At 69.0% G+C, this 15,336-nt stretch carries 26 protein-coding genes; all 26 read left to right on the forward strand.

Annotation, left to right across the window (positions count from 1 at the left end; all coding sequences use genetic code 11):
- Positions 1–303: 303 nt before the first annotated feature.
- Positions 304–609, forward strand: coding sequence for a 30S ribosomal protein S10 (gene rpsJ / locus Q5530_RS09685; protein ID WP_003938093.1), 306 nt, complete (start codon positions 304–306; stop codon positions 607–609).
- Positions 610–661: 52 nt separating this feature from the next.
- Complete coding sequence (gene rplC / locus Q5530_RS09690; RefSeq protein ID WP_380634312.1) at positions 662–1,312, forward strand: 50S ribosomal protein L3; 651 nt, start codon at positions 662–664, stop codon at positions 1,310–1,312.
- A 2-nt stretch (positions 1,313–1,314) separates the two neighbouring features.
- Positions 1,315–2,007, forward strand: a complete 693-nt coding sequence (gene rplD, locus Q5530_RS09695) for a 50S ribosomal protein L4 (RefSeq protein WP_380634311.1) — start codon at positions 1,315–1,317, stop codon at positions 2,005–2,007.
- Positions 2,004–2,303, forward strand: a complete 300-nt coding sequence (gene rplW / locus Q5530_RS09700) for a 50S ribosomal protein L23 (RefSeq protein WP_073885918.1) — start codon at positions 2,004–2,006, stop codon at positions 2,301–2,303. Before rplD ends, rplW begins: the two co-directional genes overlap by 4 nt.
- A 22-nt stretch (positions 2,304–2,325) precedes the next feature.
- Positions 2,326–3,162, forward strand: a complete 837-nt coding sequence (gene rplB / locus Q5530_RS09705) for a 50S ribosomal protein L2 (RefSeq protein WP_380634309.1) — start codon at positions 2,326–2,328, stop codon at positions 3,160–3,162.
- 18 nt (positions 3,163–3,180) lie between these two features.
- Entirely contained in the window at positions 3,181–3,462 is a 282-nt protein-coding gene (rpsS, locus tag Q5530_RS09710) for a 30S ribosomal protein S19 (protein ID WP_015105260.1), read from the forward strand.
- 36 nt (positions 3,463–3,498) lie between these two features.
- Complete coding sequence (gene rplV, locus Q5530_RS09715; protein WP_344036140.1) at positions 3,499–3,897, forward strand: 50S ribosomal protein L22; 399 nt, start codon at positions 3,499–3,501, stop codon at positions 3,895–3,897.
- Positions 3,897–4,739, forward strand: coding sequence for a 30S ribosomal protein S3 (rpsC, locus tag Q5530_RS09720; RefSeq protein WP_344036139.1), 843 nt, complete (start codon positions 3,897–3,899; stop codon positions 4,737–4,739). Before rplV ends, rpsC begins: the two co-directional genes overlap by 1 nt.
- Positions 4,740–4,742: 3 nt before the next feature.
- The gene (rplP, locus tag Q5530_RS09725) at positions 4,743–5,162 is read left to right on the forward strand and encodes a 50S ribosomal protein L16 (RefSeq protein WP_033436719.1); all 420 of its coding nucleotides are present in this window, start codon (positions 4,743–4,745) and stop codon (positions 5,160–5,162) included.
- On the forward strand, positions 5,162–5,410 hold the full coding sequence (gene rpmC / locus Q5530_RS09730) for a 50S ribosomal protein L29 (RefSeq protein ID WP_380634307.1): 249 nt from the start codon (positions 5,162–5,164) through the stop codon (positions 5,408–5,410). The genes rplP and rpmC overlap by 1 nt, the downstream gene beginning before the upstream one ends.
- The gene (gene rpsQ / locus Q5530_RS09735; RefSeq protein WP_380634305.1) at positions 5,407–5,691 is read left to right on the forward strand and encodes a 30S ribosomal protein S17; all 285 of its coding nucleotides are present in this window, start codon (positions 5,407–5,409) and stop codon (positions 5,689–5,691) included. The genes rpmC and rpsQ overlap by 4 nt, the downstream gene beginning before the upstream one ends.
- A gap of 63 nt (positions 5,692–5,754) precedes the next feature.
- Complete coding sequence (gene rplN, locus Q5530_RS09740) at positions 5,755–6,123, forward strand: 50S ribosomal protein L14 (RefSeq protein WP_015805282.1); 369 nt, start codon at positions 5,755–5,757, stop codon at positions 6,121–6,123.
- Between the two features lie 2 nt (positions 6,124–6,125).
- The gene (gene rplX / locus Q5530_RS09745; protein WP_344036135.1) at positions 6,126–6,440 is read left to right on the forward strand and encodes a 50S ribosomal protein L24; all 315 of its coding nucleotides are present in this window, start codon (positions 6,126–6,128) and stop codon (positions 6,438–6,440) included.
- A complete protein-coding gene (gene rplE / locus Q5530_RS09750) occupies positions 6,440–7,003 on the forward strand; it encodes a 50S ribosomal protein L5 (protein ID WP_380634304.1) in 564 nt (187 codons plus the stop codon). The genes rplX and rplE overlap by 1 nt, the downstream gene beginning before the upstream one ends.
- 1 nt (position 7,004) lies before the next feature.
- Entirely contained in the window at positions 7,005–7,190 is a 186-nt protein-coding gene (locus Q5530_RS09755; protein WP_053715226.1) for a type Z 30S ribosomal protein S14, read from the forward strand.
- A 136-nt stretch (positions 7,191–7,326) separates the two neighbouring features.
- The gene (rpsH, locus tag Q5530_RS09760; protein WP_344036131.1) at positions 7,327–7,725 is read left to right on the forward strand and encodes a 30S ribosomal protein S8; all 399 of its coding nucleotides are present in this window, start codon (positions 7,327–7,329) and stop codon (positions 7,723–7,725) included.
- A 16-nt stretch (positions 7,726–7,741) separates the two neighbouring features.
- Positions 7,742–8,281 carry a 50S ribosomal protein L6 gene (gene rplF, locus Q5530_RS09765; protein WP_380634302.1) on the forward strand — a complete coding sequence of 180 codons (540 nt, stop codon included), beginning with the start codon at positions 7,742–7,744 and terminating at the stop codon, positions 8,279–8,281.
- 1 nt (position 8,282) lies between these two features.
- Positions 8,283–8,696 (forward strand): 50S ribosomal protein L18, encoded by a 414-nt coding sequence (gene rplR / locus Q5530_RS09770; protein ID WP_415361870.1) that lies wholly within the window; start codon positions 8,283–8,285, stop codon positions 8,694–8,696.
- Between the two features lie 34 nt (positions 8,697–8,730).
- Positions 8,731–9,339, forward strand: coding sequence for a 30S ribosomal protein S5 (rpsE, locus tag Q5530_RS09775; RefSeq protein ID WP_037330379.1), 609 nt, complete (start codon positions 8,731–8,733; stop codon positions 9,337–9,339).
- A 1-nt stretch (position 9,340) separates the two neighbouring features.
- Positions 9,341–9,526 carry a 50S ribosomal protein L30 gene (gene rpmD / locus Q5530_RS09780; protein WP_033428588.1) on the forward strand — a complete coding sequence of 62 codons (186 nt, stop codon included), beginning with the start codon at positions 9,341–9,343 and terminating at the stop codon, positions 9,524–9,526.
- Positions 9,523–9,966, forward strand: coding sequence for a 50S ribosomal protein L15 (rplO, locus tag Q5530_RS09785; RefSeq protein WP_380634300.1), 444 nt, complete (start codon positions 9,523–9,525; stop codon positions 9,964–9,966). Before rpmD ends, rplO begins: the two co-directional genes overlap by 4 nt.
- A gap of 1,209 nt (positions 9,967–11,175) precedes the next feature.
- Positions 11,176–12,486 (forward strand): preprotein translocase subunit SecY, encoded by a 1,311-nt coding sequence (secY, locus tag Q5530_RS09790; protein ID WP_380634298.1) that lies wholly within the window; start codon positions 11,176–11,178, stop codon positions 12,484–12,486.
- A complete protein-coding gene (locus tag Q5530_RS09795) occupies positions 12,486–13,037 on the forward strand; it encodes an adenylate kinase (RefSeq protein ID WP_380634296.1) in 552 nt (183 codons plus the stop codon). The genes secY and Q5530_RS09795 overlap by 1 nt, the downstream gene beginning before the upstream one ends.
- A gap of 47 nt (positions 13,038–13,084) precedes the next feature.
- The gene (gene map, locus Q5530_RS09800; protein ID WP_415361871.1) at positions 13,085–13,858 is read left to right on the forward strand and encodes a type I methionyl aminopeptidase; all 774 of its coding nucleotides are present in this window, start codon (positions 13,085–13,087) and stop codon (positions 13,856–13,858) included.
- Positions 13,859–14,023: 165 nt separating this feature from the next.
- Positions 14,024–14,899 carry a DUF1707 domain-containing protein gene (locus tag Q5530_RS09805; protein WP_415361872.1) on the forward strand — a complete coding sequence of 292 codons (876 nt, stop codon included), beginning with the start codon at positions 14,024–14,026 and terminating at the stop codon, positions 14,897–14,899.
- A gap of 169 nt (positions 14,900–15,068) precedes the next feature.
- Complete coding sequence (infA, locus tag Q5530_RS09810; RefSeq protein ID WP_005166804.1) at positions 15,069–15,290, forward strand: translation initiation factor IF-1; 222 nt, start codon at positions 15,069–15,071, stop codon at positions 15,288–15,290.
- Positions 15,291–15,336: the final 46 nt, after the last annotated feature.

The raw sequence follows: 15,336 nt of genomic DNA on the forward strand, positions 1-15,336 counted from the left end.
TTGGTTCGCGCACCTCCGTGTGCAACTATTGACGGGTTGCTCGTCGGGGCGGCCGGTTCGAGTTCTGGACTCGGCCGCCCCGTCGCGAGCGGGGTTTGATCGGGCAAGACAAGATCCCACGGGTTGCATCAGTGGGACCGGGCCATGGCCGGACGGGCGACACGCCCGACCGCGTGGACCGGGCACCGTGACACCGCTCGGTGTCAGTCCTGAATAGGGGGCGGAGCGCGCCGGAGGTCCCGTGACCTCGCGAAAGGTGCCCGCACCGCGGCGGTACTAGAAGCAGAGGAACGGCAAGCCATCATGGCGGGACAGAAGATCCGCATCCGGCTCAAGGCCTACGACCACGAGGCGATCGACGCGTCCGCGCGCAAGATCGTCGAGACCGTGACGCGCACCGGCGCTCGGGTCGTCGGGCCTGTGCCGCTGCCCACCGAGAAGAACGTTTACTGCGTCATCCGCTCGCCGCACAAGTACAAGGACTCGCGCGAGCACTTCGAGATGCGCACGCACAAGCGTCTGATCGACATCCTCGACCCGACGCCGAAGACGGTGGACGCGCTCATGCGCATCGACCTGCCGGCGAGCGTCGACGTCAACATCCAGTAAGCGTTGGACGCGGCAGTGTTGATCCCTTTTGGGGCGGAGAGCAAAGAGACTCATGTCTGACAGGCAGGTTAAGGGCCTCCTGGGCACCAAGCTCGGCATGACTCAGGTCTTCGACGAGAACAACCGGGTCGTCCCGGTGACCGTCGTCAAGGCCGAGCCGAACGTGGTCACCCAGGTTCGGACCCAGGAGAACGACGGCTACTCGGCCGTGCAGCTGGCCTTCGGCGCCATCGACCCGCGCAAGGTGAACAAGCCTGTCGCGGGCCACTACGCCAAGGCCGGCGTGACGCCGCGCCGCCACCTGGCGGAGCTGCGCACCACGGACGCTTCCGAGTACACGGTCGGCCAGGAGATCACCGCCGAGGTGTTCGAGGCCGGCGCTGTGGTCGACGTGGTCGGCACCAGCAAGGGCAAGGGCACCGCGGGTGTCATGAAGCGCCACGGCTTCAAGGGCCTCGGCGCCAGCCACGGCACCCAGCGCAAGCACCGCTCGCCCGGTTCCATCGGCGGGTGCGCCACGCCCGGCCGCGTGTTCAAGGGCCTGCGCATGGCGGGCCGCATGGGTCACGTCCGCGTGACCACCCAGAACCTCAAGGTGCACGGCGTCGACGCCGAGACCGGGCTGCTGCTCATCAAGGGCGCGGTTCCCGGTCCCAAGGGCGGCACCGTGTTCATCAAGACCGCTGCGAAGGGTGGTGCCTGATCATGACTTCCGTTGAGATCCGCACCCCGGAGGGCGCGACCGACGGCTCCGTCGAGCTGCCCTCGGCAGTCTTCGACGCGCAGGCCAACGTGGCGCTGCTGCACCAGGTCGTCGTGGCCCAGCTGGCCGCGGCCCGCCAGGGCACGCACTCCACGAAGACCCGCGGCGAGGTGTCCGGCGGTGGCAAGAAGCCGTACCGCCAGAAGGGCACCGGCCGGGCCCGCCAGGGCTCGACCCGCGCGCCGCAGTTCGCCGGTGGTGGCGTCGTGCACGGCCCGCAGCCGCGCGACTACTCGCAGCGCACCCCCAAGAAGATGAAGGCCGCCGCCCTGCGCGGTGCCCTCTCCGACCGGGCGCGCGCCGGCCAGGTGCACGTGGTGAGCGGCTTCGTCGCGGGCGACGCCCCGTCGACCAAGTCGGCCCGCAAGGTGCTGGAGACGGTCACGCAGGCCCGCCGCGTGCTCGCGGTGCTGCTGCGGACCGACGAGGTCTCCTGGGTGAGCCTGCGGAACCTCCCGCACGTGCACATCATCGCCCCCGACCAGCTGAACACCTACGACGTGCTGGTCAACGACGACGTGGTGTTCACCAAGGACGCGCTCGACGTCTTCCTGGCGAGCAAGGCCCAGCAGGGCAAGGGCTCCGCCGAGGCGACCGCCACCGCGTCCGACGTGGACGAGGAGGCCGCCAAGTGATCCCCGACCACAGGGACATCCTGCTCGCGCCGGTCATCTCCGAGAAGTCCTACGGGCTCCTGGAGGAGAACAAGTACACCTTCGTGGTGGCTCCCGGCTCGAACAAGACCCAGATCAAGATCGCCGTGGAGAAGGTCTTCGGCGTCAAGGTCGTCAGCGTCAACACGATCAACCGCCAGGGCAAGCGCAAGCGCACCCGGACGGGCTACGGCAAGCGCAAGGACACCAAGCGCGCCATCGTGACGCTGTCCGCCGAGAGCAAGCCGATCGAGATCTTCGGCGGCCCGGCCGCCTGATGACGACGAGGACTGCGTAGAGATGGGCATTCGCAAGTACAAGCCGACGACTCCGGGTCGTCGCGGTGCGAGCGTCTCCGACTTCGCCGAGATCACTCGGTCGACGCCGGAGAAGTCGCTGATCCGCCCGCTGCACGGCCGCGGTGGCCGCAACGCGTCGGGCAAGATCACCACCCGACACAAGGGCGGCGGTCACAAGCGGGCGTACCGCCTGATCGACTTCCGCCGCACCGACAAGGACGGCGTGCCGGCCAAGGTCGCGCACATCGAGTACGACCCCAACCGCACCGCGCGCATCGCGCTGCTGCACTACGCCGACGGCGAGAAGCGCTACATCATCGCGCCGTCGAAGCTGCAGCAGGGCGACCGGATCGAGAACGGCCCCAAGGCCGACATCAAGCCGGGCAACAACCTGCCGCTGCGCAACATCCCGGTCGGCACGGTCATCCACGCGATCGAGCTCCGCCCGGGCGGCGGCGCGAAGATCGCCCGCTCGGCCGGCGCCAGCGTGCAGCTCGTGGCCAAGGACGGCCCCTACGCCCAGCTGCGGATGCCCTCGGGCGAGATCCGCAACGTGGACGTCCGGTGCCGCGCCACGGTCGGCGAGGTCGGCAACGCCGAGCACCAGAACATCAACTGGGGCAAGGCCGGCCGCATGCGCTGGAAGGGTCGGAAGCCCACCGTCCGCGGTGTCGCCATGAACCCGGTCGACCACCCGCACGGTGGTGGTGAGGGCAAGACCTCCGGTGGTCGCCACCCGGTGAACCCGGCCGGTAAGCCCGAGGGCCGCACGCGCCGCCGCAACAAGCCAAGCGACAAGCTCATCGTCCGGCGTCGTCGCACCGGTAAGAAGCGCTGAGCAGGGAGGGAGTGAAGGATGCCTCGCAGCCTTAAGAAGGGCCCCTTCGTGGACGACCACCTGCTCAAGAAGGTGGACGTCCTCAACGAGTCGGGCAAGAAGACCGTCATCAAGACCTGGTCCCGCCGGTCGACGATCATCCCCGACATGCTGGGCCACACGATCGCGGTGCACGACGGCCGCAAGCACGTGCCGGTGTTCGTCACGGAGGCGATGGTCGGGCACAAGCTCGGCGAATTCGCCCCGACCCGCACGTTCAAGGGTCACATCAAGGACGACCGGAAGTCGCGCCGCCGTTAAGGCGACGAACTAGAGGAAGAGCAAGGGGAAGCAGCGATGAACGCCCGCAACGAAGCCGAAGCGCCGGAGCTCCCGCGCGCCGTGGCTCGGGCTCGCTACGTCCGCGACACGCCGATGAAGGTGCGTCGCGTCGTCGAGCTCATCAGGGGTCGTAGCGCCAGCGAGGCCCTGGCCGTGCTCCAGTTCGCGCCGCAGGCGGCATCTGAGCCGGTCCGCAAGGTGCTCGCGAGCGCCGTGGCCAACGCCGAGAACAACCTGTCCCTCGACCCCGACACCCTGTGGGTGTCGAAGGTCTACGTGGACGAGGGTCCGACCCTCAAGCGGTTCCGCCCGCGCGCCCAGGGCCGCGCTTACCGGATCCGCAAGCGGACGAGCCACATCACCGTCGAGGTGGAGAGCCGTCCCAAGAAGACCAGCGCGAAGGGGAACCGGTAGTGGGCCAGAAGATCAACCCGCACGGCTTCCGGCTGGGGATCACCACCGACTGGAAGTCCCGCTGGTACGCCGACAAGCAGTACGCCGAGTACGTGGCCGAGGATGTCAAGATCCGGAAGCTGCTCTCGAAGGGCATGGAGCGTGCCGGCATTTCCAAGGTGGAGATCGAGCGCACCCGTGACCGGGTCCGCGTCGACATCCACACCGCCCGGCCGGGCATCGTCATCGGTCGCCGCGGCGCCGAGGCCGACCGCATCCGCGGTGAGCTGGAGAAGCTCACCAAGAAGCAGGTGCAGCTCAACATCCTCGAGGTGAAGAGCCCCGAGTCGGACGCGCAGCTCGTCGCGCAGGGCGTGGCGGAGCAGCTGTCCAACCGCGTGGCCTTCCGCCGCGCGATGCGCAAGGCGATCCAGTCGGCCATGCGCTCGCCGCAGGTCAAGGGCATCCGCGTGCAGTGCGGCGGCCGTCTCGGCGGCGCCGAGATGTCCCGCTCGGAGCACTACCGCGACGGTCGGGTGCCGCTGCACACGCTGCGCGCCGACATCGACTACGGCTTCTTCGAGGCCCGCACCACGTTCGGCCGGATCGGCGTGAAGGTGTGGATCTACAAGGGCGACGTGGTCGGCGGCATCTCCGCCAAGCGCGAGCGCGACGCCGCACCGTCGGCCGAGCGCGCGCCGCGGCGCGACCGCGGTGAGCGCCCGAACCGGGCCCGTCGTTCCGGTGCCAGCGGCACCACCGCGACGAGCACCGAGGCGGGACGCGCCGCGCAGGCCAGTGACCAGACGACCGGTGACGTTGCCGCGAGCAACGCCCCGGACGTCGCGAAGACGGAGGGCTGAGTAGTGCTCATCCCGCGCAGGGTCAAGCACCGCAAGCAGCACCACCCCGGTCGGTCCGGTGCTGCCAAGGGCGGTACGAGGGTCACCTTCGGTGAGTTCGGCATCCAGGCGCTGGAGCCGGCCTACGTGACCAACCGGCAGATCGAGTCGGCTCGTATCGCCATCACCCGGCACATCCGCCGTGGTGGCAAGGTCTGGATCAACATCTTCCCGGACCGCCCGCTGACCAAGAAGCCCGCCGAGACCCGCATGGGTTCCGGCAAGGGCTCCCCGGAGTGGTGGGTGGCCAACGTCAAGCCGGGTCGGGTGCTCTTCGAGATGAGCTTCCCGAACGAGGCCGTGGCCCGCGAGGCGCTCCGCCGCGCGATCCACAAGCTCCCGATGAAGTGCCGCATCGTCACGCGTGAGGGTGGTGAGTTCTGATGGCAGCGGGTACCACCGCTTCCGAGCTGCGTGAGCTCACCGAGGAAGAGCTCGTGCTGCGCCTGAGGGAGGCGAAGGAGGAGCTGTTCAACCTCCGCTTCCAGATGGCCACCGGGCAGCTCGACAACAACCGCCGCCTGCGGACGGTCCGGAACGAGATCGCCCGGGTCTACACCGTGATGCGGGAGCGGGAGCTGGGCCTGTCGTCCTCTCCCGACGCGGTTTCCACTGGTGAGGGTGCGGCATGAGCGAGAGCAACGAAGTGACCGGGACCGAGTCGCGCAACGACCGCAAGGTCCGCGAGGGCTACGTCGTGTCCGACAAGATGGACAAGACGATCGTCGTCGCGGTCGAGGACCGCAAGAAGCACCGCCGCTACTCCAAGGTCATGCGCTCCACCACCAAGGTGAAGGCGCACGACGAGCAGAACACCGCCGGTGTCGGCGACCGCGTCCTGCTGATGGAGACCCGGCCGCTGTCGGCGACCAAGCGGTGGCGCCTCGTCGAGGTCCTCGAGAAGGCCAAGTAGAGCTGTAAGACCGAGCCCGTCAGGTCGGAAATCTGGCGGGCCAGGAATGGTCAGGAGAAGTAAGTGATCCAGCAGGAGTCGCGGCTGCGCGTCGCCGACAACACCGGTGCGAAGGAAATCCTTTGCATCCGTGTTCTCGGTGGCTCCGGCCGCCGCTACGCGGGTATCGGGGACATCATCGTCGCGACGGTGAAGCAGGCCATCCCCGGTGCCGGCGTGAAGAAGGGCGACGTGGTCAAGGCCGTCGTCGTCCGCACCGTCAAGGAGAAGCGCCGTCCCGACGGCTCGTACATCCGGTTCGACGAGAACGCCGCGGTGCTGATCAAGAACGACAACGAGCCGCGCGGCACCCGCATCTTCGGCCCGGTCGGTCGCGAGCTGCGCGACAAGAAGTTCATGAAGATCATCTCGTTGGCGCCGGAGGTGCTCTGACCATGAAGGTCAAGAAGGGCGACACCGTCGTGGTCATCGCCGGCAAGGACAAGGGCGCGCGGGGCAAGGTCATCCAGGCCTACCCCGCCGACAACCGGGTCCTGGTCGAGGGCGTCAACCGCATCAAGAAGCACACCCGGATCACGCAGACCCAGCGCGGCGCGCAGTCGGGCGGCATCGTGACCCAGGAGGCCCCCATCCACGTGTCCAACGTGATGGTGGTCGACTCGGACGGCAAGCCGACCCGCGTTGGTTACCGGACGAACGACGAGGGCAAGCGGGTCCGCATTTCCCGTCGTAACGGGAAGGACATCTGATGACCACCGCAGAGAAGACCACGCCGCGGCTCAAGACGCGGTACCGCGAGGAGATCGCGGCCGAGCTGCGCAAGCAGTTCGAGTACGCCAACGTCATGCAGACCCCCGGCGTGGTGAAGGTCGTCGTGAACATGGGTGTCGGCGACGCCGCCCGCGACGGCAAGCTGATCGAGGGCGCCGTGCGCGACCTGGCGATCATCACCGGTCAGCGCCCCGAGGTCCGTCGGGCCCGCAAGTCCATCGCGCAGTTCAAGCTGCGCGAGGGCATGCCGATCGGCGCGCGCGTCACGCTGCGCGGCGACCGCATGTGGGAGTTCCTGGACCGGCTGCTGACGATCGCCCTCCCGCGAATCCGTGACTTCCGCGGCCTGTCGGGCAAGCAGTTCGACGGCAACGGGAACTACACGTTCGGTCTCAACGAGCAGTCGATGTTCCACGAGATCGACCCGGACGCCATCGACCGCCCCCGCGGCATGGACATCACGGTCGTCACCACCGCCACGAACGACGAGGAGGGCCGGGCGCTGCTGAAGCTCCTGGGCTTCCCGTTCAGGGAGAACTGACATGGCCAAGAAGGCGCTGATCAACAAGGCCGCGGCCAAGCCGAAGTTCAAGGTGCGGGGCTACACCCGCTGCCAGCGCTGCGGGCGCCCGCACTCGGTGTTCCGCAAGTTCGGCCTGTGCCGGATCTGCCTCCGTGAGATGGCCCACCGGGGCGAGCTGCCCGGTGTGAGCAAGTCCAGCTGGTAGTCCCAGCACGGCGGCAGGTTTTTTTCTCACTCCACTTCGCTGTAGGCCCGCTCACGACCCGGCTCCCGCGGGACACCCGCACCGAGCCGCGGACCCTGACTGGGGAACCGCAGCGAGAAAGGTTGACCAGGTCACCATGACGATGACCGACCCGATCGCAGACATGTTGACGCGTCTGCGGAACGCGAACTCGGCTTACCACGACAAGGTCGTGATGCCGCACTCGAAGTTGAAGGCCAACATCGCCGAGATCCTCAAGCGCGAGGGCTACATCGCGAGCTACGGCGATGAGCAGGGCGAGGTTGCCAAGAACCTGGTGATCGAGCTGAAGTACGGCCCGAACCGGGAGCGCAGCATCGCCGGCCTCCGCCGCGTGTCGAAGCCCGGTCTGCGCGTCTACGCGAAGTCGACCAACCTGCCGAAGGTCCTCGGTGGTCTGGGCGTCGCGATCATCTCGACCTCTGGCGGTCTCATGACCGACCGTCAGGCCAACAAGTCCGGCGTGGGCGGCGAAGTCCTCGCCTACGTCTGGTAAGGGAGGGGGACCAGGCATGTCGCGCATCGGGAAGTTGCCGATCACCGTCCCCTCCGGGGTCGACGTGAACATCGCGGGCCGGGAGGTCAACGTCAAGGGGCCGAAGGGCACCCTGTCGCTGACCATCGCCGAGCCGATCATCATCGAGAAGGCCGAGGACGGCACCCTCGAGGTCAAGCGCCCGAACGACGAGCGCCGCAGCCGCTCGCTCCACGGCCTGTCCCGCACGCTGGTGCAGAACATGGTCGTCGGCGTGACGCAGGGCTACGAGAAGAAGATGGAGATCCACGGCGTCGGCTACCGCGTGGCGCTCAAGGGCTCCGACCTGGAGTTCGCGCTGGGCTACAGCCACCCGGTGAAGGTCGAGGCCCCCGAGGGCATCACCTTCGCGGTGGAGACCCCCACCCGCTTCTCCGTGGCCGGCATCGACAAGCAGCTCGTGGGCGAAGTCGCCGCCAACATCCGCAAGCTGCGCAAGCCCGACCCGTACAAGGGCAAGGGCGTGCGGTACGCGGGCGAGAAGATCCGCCGCAAGGTCGGAAAGACGGGTAAGTGACATGAGCGAGACTGCAACGAAGTCCGTCTCTTCGGGGCGGAAGCCGGTGGGCAAGGACATCTCGACCACCCGCCGCGTCGCCAAGACCCGCCGTCACTTCCGCCTCCGCAAGAAGGTCAGCGGCACCGCGGAGCGTCCGCGCCTGGCGGTGCACCGGTCGTCGAAGCACATCTCCGTGCAGCTGATCGACGACCTCGCGGGCCACACCCTGGCGGCCGCCTCCTCGGTGGAGGCAGACGTCCGGGCGGTCGACGGCGACAAGAAGGCCCGTGCGGCGAAGGTCGGCCAGTTGGTCGCCGCCCGCGCGAAGGAGGCCGGTGTCTCCAAGGTCGTGTTCGACCGGGGCGGCAACGCCTACCACGGCCGGATCGCGGCTCTGGCCGATGCCGCCCGTGAGGCGGGGCTGGAGTTCTGACAATGCACATCTTCGGAATTGAGAGGGACGCCTGATGCCAGGACGCACGCGTCGCGAAGGCGGCGGAGGCGAGCGCGGTGAGCGTCGCGACCGTCGTGACGGCGGCCGCGGCGGCGCGGCCCAGGAGAAGACCCCGCACCTGGAGCGCGTGGTTGCGATCAACCGCGTCTCCAAGGTCGTGAAGGGTGGTCGTCGGTTCAGCTTCACCGCCCTCGTCGTGGTCGGTGACGGCGACGGCATGGTCGGTGTCGGCTACGGCAAGGCCAAGGAAGTGCCGGCGGCGATCGCCAAGGGTGTGGAGGAGGCGAAGAAGAACTTCTTCCGCGTCCCCCGCATCGCGGGCACGATCCCCCACCCGGTGCAGGGCGAGAAGGCGGCCGGTGTCGTGCTGCTGCGTCCGGCTTCGGCCGGTACCGGCGTCATCGCCGGTGGCGCGGTCCGCGCGGTGCTGGAGTGCGCCGGTGTCCACGACGTGCTGAGCAAGTCGCTGGGCTCCGACAACGCCATCAACATCGTGCACGCCACCGTGGCCGCCCTGAAGGGCCTCCAGCGTCCGGAGGAGGTGGCCGCGCGCCGCGGCCTCCCCCTGGAGGACGTGGCGCCCGCCGGCATGCTGCGCGCTCGCGCAGGGGCGGGGGTCTGACGTGGCTCAGCTCAAGGTGACCCAGGTCAAGAGCAGCATCGGTACCAAGCACAACCACCGTGAGTCCCTCCGGACCCTCGGGTTGCGCAAGATCCGCCAGTCGGTGGTCCGCGAGGACACGCCGCAGGTCCGCGGCCTGATCCACGCCGTGCGCCACCTGGTGGTCGTCGAGGAGGTCCAGTCGTGACCATCAAGATCCACGACCTGCGTCCGGCCCCCGGCGCCAAGACCGCGAAGACCCGTGTGGGTCGCGGTGAGGGCTCCAAGGGCAAGACCGCGGGCCGAGGCACCAAGGGTACCGGCGCGCGGAAGAACGTCTCGCCGCGCTTCGAGGGTGGCCAGATGCCGCTGCACATGCGGCTGCCGAAGCTGAAGGGCTTCCGCAACCCGTTCCGCACCGAGTACCAGGTGGTGAACGTGGGCGACATCGCGCGCCTGTTCCCCGACGGTGGTCGGGTGGACGTGGACGCCCTGATCAACGCCGGCCTGGTCCGCAAGAACCAGCTGGTGAAGGTCCTCGGCAACGGCGACCTCAACGGCGTCAAGGTCGATGTCGTCGCCAACAAGTTCTCCGGCAGCGCGGTCGACAAGATCGCGGCCGCGGGCGGCACGACCGTCGAGCTCTGACCACACAGGTCACCTCACCCGAGAACGGCCCCCGGAGCCCAGCTCCGGGGGCCGTTCCACTTCCCCCCGCGAGTCGTACCTCCAGACCTCGCGAGTCGTACGTTCAGACCCACCGTGTCGAACGTTCAGGACGGGTGAGTTCAACGTTCGCGCCCACCTCGGGGTTACCGGCGGGTAATTGCTGACCAGGCACGGAGCGACGCGAATGTTGAACTCGGGGGTCCGGAACGTACGACACGGTGGGCGTGGACGTACGACTCGCGGTTGACCGTTGCCGGTTGGCCAAGTGAGACGTTCGCGCAGGGCGGAAACCGGTTGTGCCGGTGAGTTGGCGTGCGGGCACGTGGCTCGTCGTCTTCTTCGGCGCCTCGGTGGTGGTCGCGTTGACCCCGGGTGCCGACAAGCTCCTGGGACGCGCCACTCCGGCTACCGCGGTCCTGTCCAGGCCGTCGTGGCGCTGTTGGGTAGGCCAGCGGTCTGGTGGCCCCGTGGTGGTCGGGCTCGGGGCCGTGTTGGCCGCGAGCCACCTCGCGTTGGCGATCACCGAGTGGGTCGGGGTGGGCTGCCCGGTGCAACCCGCGATCCGGGTCCTCACCGCCGGTCCGGGCGGGGAAAGTCCTGCTGGTGGCACCGATCCGCCGCGCGGGGAGTTCCTGGTGGCGATCTCCGACCCCGGGGCGGTGCTGGTCTTCACCGCCTTCGTCCCGCGGTTCGTCGACCCGGCGCGCGGGCCCATCCCGCTCCGGCCGGCCGTGCTCGGCGGGGTCTGCCTGGCCGCCGAACCGCTCGCCGGGACCGCCTGCGTCGCGGTCGGTGCGGGCACCCGCAGGGCCGGTCCGACCCGGCGCGCCAGTGTCCGCCCGGACAAGGCCACCGGGGCGGTCCTGCCGGGGACGGCGGGCGCTTCGGCCGTTTCCCGGACGTGGACCCCGGCTCCGCGGGCCGTCGAACTTGATCCGTTCGGCGGCTTGCGAGCACGCGTAGTCGATCAGGTACCAACTGTGTATGACGACTGGCTACGGCGATCCGCCTCGCGGCTGTTAGAGTCGCGGGCTGAACCCGGATGTCCTCCGGGTCGGTCGCGGCTACCCGTCGCTTCCGCCATCGCCGGCGTTGGCCGGCGGGACGACCGCAAGACTGTGCCGGCAACACAGCCGGTACCGCACGGATGCCGACCCAGGCGGGGCGGCAACGCTGATGGAGGTTCGCGTGCTCGGCGCATTCCGCTCGGCTCTCGCGACGCCGGACCTACGCAAGAAGATCCTCTTCACCCTGGGGATCGTCGTGGTGTTCCGGTTGGGTGCGACCATGCCCGCGCCGGGCGTCTCCTTCAAGAACGTCAAACAGTGCATCGAATCGGTCGACCAGCAAGGCGTGTACTCGCTGATCAACCTGTTCAGCGGCGGTGCGCTGCTCAACCTGTCGATCTTCGCGCTGGGCATCATGCCCTACATCACCGCGAGCATCATCGTCCAGCTGCTCACCGTGGTCATCCCGCGGTTCGAGCAGCTGAAGAAGGAAGGGCAGGCGGGTCAGGGCAAGCTGACCCAGTACACCCGCTACCTGACCATCGCGCTGGCGGTCCTCCAGTCCACGGGCATCATCGCCCTGGCCGTGCGGGACCAGCTGTTCGCCAACTGCCCCGTCCCGGTCATCCCGGACGAGAGCATCTTCAACCTGGTCGTCCTCGTGGTCGTGATGACCGCCGGCACCAGCGTGATCATGTGGCTCGGTGAGATCATCACCGAGAAGGGCATCGGCAACGGCATGTCGCTGCTGATCTTCTGCGGCATCGCGGCCCGCATCCCGATCGAGGGCAAGATCATCTGGGACCGCGGTGGCCTCACCTTCTTCCTGGTCTGCCTCGCGGCCCTGCTGATCATCGCCAGCGTCATCTACGTCGAGCAGGCCCAGCGCCGGATCCCGGTCCAGTACGCGAAGCGCATGATCGGCCGCCGGATGTACGGCGGCACCTCGACCTACCTGCCGCTCAAGGTGAACCAGGCCGGTGTCATCCCGGTCATCTTCGCCTCGTCGCTGCTCTACCTCCCCGACCTCATCGCGCGCCTGACCGCCTCCACCGACGGTTCCGCGCCGAGCTGGTGGGAGACCTTCGTGCAGACGCACCTGGTGAGCCAGTCGAGCCCGGTGCACATCGCGCTCTACTTCCTGCTGATCGTCTTCTTCACCTACTTCTACGTCGGCATCACGTTCAACCCGGACGAGCGCGCCGACGAGATGAAGAAGTTCGGTGGGTTCATCCCGGGCATCCGACCGGGTCGACCCACCGCCGAGTACCTCCGCTTCGTCTTGGGGCGGATCACGCTGCCCGGCTCGCTCTACCTGGGCATCGTGGCCATCCTGCCGAACCTGTTCCTCGACCTCACCGGTCAGGGCCAGAACCAGAACTTCCCGTTCGGCGGCACCGCGGTGCTGATCATGGTCGGTGTCGGTCTCGACACCGTGAAGCAGATCGAGAGCCAGCTCATGCAGCGCAACTACGAAGGGTTCCTCCGCTAGTGCGAATCGTTCTCGTCGGCCCGCCCGGAGCGGGCAAGGGCACGCAGGCCCAGCTGCTCAGCAGCAAGCTCGGCGTGCCGCACATCTCCACCGGGGACCTCTTCCGCGCTCACATCAGCCAGCAGACCGACCTCGGCAAGGAGGTCCAGGAGTACCTGGACTCCGGTGAGCTGGTCCCGGACGAGGTGACCAACGAGATGGTCCGCGAGCGGCTCGCCCAGGCGGACGCGACCGGCGGGTTCCTGCTCGACGGCTTCCCGCGCAACGTCGCCCAGGCGGGCGTGCTCGGCGAGATGCTGGCGGCGGCCGGCCACTCGCTCGACGCGGTGCTGGAGTTCCGGGTCGACGAGGACGTCGTGGTCGAGCGCCTGCTCGCCCGCGGCCGCACGGACGACAAGGAAGACGTGATCCGGCACCGCCAGCAGGTGTACCGGACGGAGACCGCACCGCTGCTCGACCACTACGCCGACGTCGTCGTGCCGATCGACGCGGTCGGCGAGGTGGAAGAGATCAGCGAACGGGCCATCCGCGCGCTGCGCGACGTGAAGTGAACGGTGTTGTCGATGCCCTACGGCGCGTGGTACCAGGCCGTGACCGCATGATCGAGATCAAGAGCCGCGGCCAGCTGGAGGCCATGAGGGCCGCCGGCCTGGTCGTGGCGCGCACGCTCGTGGCGCTGACCGCGCACACCAAGGCCGGGGTCAGCACCGCGGAGCTGGACGAGCTCGCCGAGCAGACGATCCGGGACGCCGGGGCCATCCCGTCGTTCAAGGGCTACCACGGCTTCCCGGCCTCGATCTGCGCGTCGGTCAACGAGCAGGTCGTCCACGGCATCCCGAGCCGCACCCAGGTGCTCGCGGAGGGCGACCTGATCTCGATCGACTGCGGCGCCATCCTGGAGGGGTGGCACGGCGACTCGGCCGTCACCCTGCCGGTGGGCGCGGTGACCGAGGCCGAGCTGAAGCTGTCCGAGGCCACCCGCCGCTCGATGCTCGCGGGCATCGCGGCGGCCGTGCCGGGCAAGAAGCTCAGCGACATCTCCTTCGCCATCGAGTCGGCCACCACCCAGGCGGGCGACGAGCACGGCGTGGACTACGGCATCGTCGACGGCTACGGCGGCCACGGCATCGGCACGAAGATGCACATGGACCCGTTCCTGCCGAACGAGGGCAAGCCGGGCAAGGGCCCCAGGCTGAAGGTCGGCATGGCGATCGCCATCGAGCCGATGCTGACCCTGGGCGGCCGGCGCACGGTCGAGCTGGAGGACGGCTGGACCGTCGTCACCGCCGACGGCTCGCGCGCCGCCCACTGGGAGCACTCGGTGGCCATCACCGAGGACGGCCCGTGGGTGCTGACCGCGCCGGAGGAGTGAATCGCTCCAACGGGTGACCAATATCCGCTGAACGAGTGACAGCTTCGTGAAACCGTCTTGTGCTGTGGATCATCGCCCCCCTCGGGGGACGCTACGGGCGTAGGCTGACCGCGTAACGGACAGCAACGGCCTCGTCGCCTGTCGCCCGGAGGAAGTGCGCAGCCCATGACCGAGTCACACTTCAAGGCCGCGGACGACGATCGCGGTGTGGTGGTCGCGCGGTTGGCCAAGGCCCACGCCGAGGGCCGGCTCACCCGGACCGAGTTCGACGAGCGGAGCCGGGCCGTCCAGGACGCCCGCAGCTACGCCGAGCTGCGCGACCTCACCGCCGACCTGCCGGACCCGGACCGGGGCCCTGACCGGGGCCAGTCCCCGGCGGACCGGGACCGGCCGCTCCCCGGCGGCGCGGGCGGCGACCGCCCCGAGCCCCTCTGGCAGAGCCGGCCGGTGCCGGTCCAGGACGACCCGAACGCCGCCCCGGTGTGGCGCAGCGCCCCGGTCGACGGCCAGGAGCAGGCCGAGAGCGGGCGACCGGCCCCGGTGTGGCAGGACGCCTCGACCCCCGGCGGCCGGGACGACCGGGCCGCGGACGCCAAGCCCACCCCGGTGTGGCAGGACGCGCCGGCGGCCGGCGGCTCCTCGGGCCGCGCCCCCGCGGGCGCCCGGATCGGTCCGGACGCGCACGCCGACCGCGACACCGGCTACGACCGGGACCCCGGCTACGACCGCGGCACGGGGTACGACCAGGGCACCGGCTACGGCGCCCCCGCAGGCACCGGCTACGCCCCGTCGTCGCAGCGGCAGCCCCAGCGCCCGCGCCGCGAGCCCCCGCCCGTGCCCGAGAAGCGCGGCAAGGCGACCGTCTTCCTCACCGTGCTGACCGTCGTCTGGCTGTTCGCCAGCGCGATCAACCTCCTCATCTGGGGCATCATCAACGGCACGTCCGAGACGTCCGTCTACCCGTGGTGGTTGTGGGTGGCCGGCCCGCTCGGCATCGTGGTCCTCACCGCCCACCTGGTCCGATTTGGGCTTCGGCGGTAACGCGCGTACTATGGACGGGTGGCGCACACGTCGCGCCGGTTCCGTCATGCCCAGGGCTTCCCCTGGTGGGTGACAAGGGTTCGCAAGGACCTTATCCGGAGTCGGGGTGCCGCGTGCCCCGGGCAAGTACCTATCCAGGAAGCACCCACCGTCACGAAACGCGGAGGACATGGGCAAGAAGGACGGGGCCATTGAGGTCGAGGGCCGCGTAGTCGAACCGCTTCCCAACGCGATGTTCCGCGTCGAGTTGGAGAACGGGCACAAGGTCCTGGCTCACATCAGCGGCAAGATGCGTCAGCACTACATCCGCATCCTCCCGGAGGACCGGGTAGTCGTGGAGCTCTCACCCTACGACCTGTCCCGCGGGCGCATCGTCTACCGCTACAAGTGACCTCCGGCGCGCCCCTCGGCGCGCCGGCTGACGCAGGAGAAGCTCA

Origin of the sequence: Saccharothrix sp. BKS2, assembly GCF_047689505.1 — a bacterium.
Classification (GTDB): domain Bacteria; phylum Actinomycetota; class Actinomycetes; order Mycobacteriales; family Pseudonocardiaceae; genus Actinosynnema; species Actinosynnema lopnurensis.

What these genes read in the sequence shown, in the direction of transcription:
- rpsQ (WP_380634305.1), top strand. Translation starts at nt 5,407, where the DNA reads ATGAGCGAGAGCAACGAAGTGACCGGGACCGAGTCGCGCAACGACCGC.
- rplC (WP_380634312.1), top strand. Translation starts at nt 662, where the DNA reads ATGTCTGACAGGCAGGTTAAGGGCCTCCTGGGCACCAAGCTCGGCATG.
- rplB (WP_380634309.1), top strand. Translation starts at nt 2,326, where the DNA reads ATGGGCATTCGCAAGTACAAGCCGACGACTCCGGGTCGTCGCGGTGCG.
- infA (WP_005166804.1), top strand. Translation starts at nt 15,069, where the DNA reads ATGGGCAAGAAGGACGGGGCCATTGAGGTCGAGGGCCGCGTAGTCGAA.
- rpsS (WP_015105260.1), top strand. Translation starts at nt 3,181, where the DNA reads ATGCCTCGCAGCCTTAAGAAGGGCCCCTTCGTGGACGACCACCTGCTC.
- rplV (WP_344036140.1), top strand. Translation starts at nt 3,499, where the DNA reads ATGAACGCCCGCAACGAAGCCGAAGCGCCGGAGCTCCCGCGCGCCGTG.
- rpsJ (WP_003938093.1), top strand. Translation starts at nt 304, where the DNA reads ATGGCGGGACAGAAGATCCGCATCCGGCTCAAGGCCTACGACCACGAG.
- rpsE (WP_037330379.1), top strand. Translation starts at nt 8,731, where the DNA reads ATGCCAGGACGCACGCGTCGCGAAGGCGGCGGAGGCGAGCGCGGTGAG.
- map (WP_415361871.1), top strand. Translation starts at nt 13,085, where the DNA reads ATGATCGAGATCAAGAGCCGCGGCCAGCTGGAGGCCATGAGGGCCGCC.
- rplX (WP_344036135.1), top strand. Translation starts at nt 6,126, where the DNA reads ATGAAGGTCAAGAAGGGCGACACCGTCGTGGTCATCGCCGGCAAGGAC.
- rplD (WP_380634311.1), top strand. Translation starts at nt 1,315, where the DNA reads ATGACTTCCGTTGAGATCCGCACCCCGGAGGGCGCGACCGACGGCTCC.
- Q5530_RS09805 (WP_415361872.1), top strand. Translation starts at nt 14,024, where the DNA reads ATGACCGAGTCACACTTCAAGGCCGCGGACGACGATCGCGGTGTGGTG.
- rplR (WP_415361870.1), top strand. Translation starts at nt 8,283, where the DNA reads ATGAGCGAGACTGCAACGAAGTCCGTCTCTTCGGGGCGGAAGCCGGTG.
- rpsH (WP_344036131.1), top strand. Translation starts at nt 7,327, where the DNA reads ATGACGATGACCGACCCGATCGCAGACATGTTGACGCGTCTGCGGAAC.
- rplF (WP_380634302.1), top strand. Translation starts at nt 7,742, where the DNA reads ATGTCGCGCATCGGGAAGTTGCCGATCACCGTCCCCTCCGGGGTCGAC.
- Q5530_RS09755 (WP_053715226.1), top strand. Translation starts at nt 7,005, where the DNA reads ATGGCCAAGAAGGCGCTGATCAACAAGGCCGCGGCCAAGCCGAAGTTC.
- rpmC (WP_380634307.1), top strand. Translation starts at nt 5,162, where the DNA reads ATGGCAGCGGGTACCACCGCTTCCGAGCTGCGTGAGCTCACCGAGGAA.
- rplE (WP_380634304.1), top strand. Translation starts at nt 6,440, where the DNA reads ATGACCACCGCAGAGAAGACCACGCCGCGGCTCAAGACGCGGTACCGC.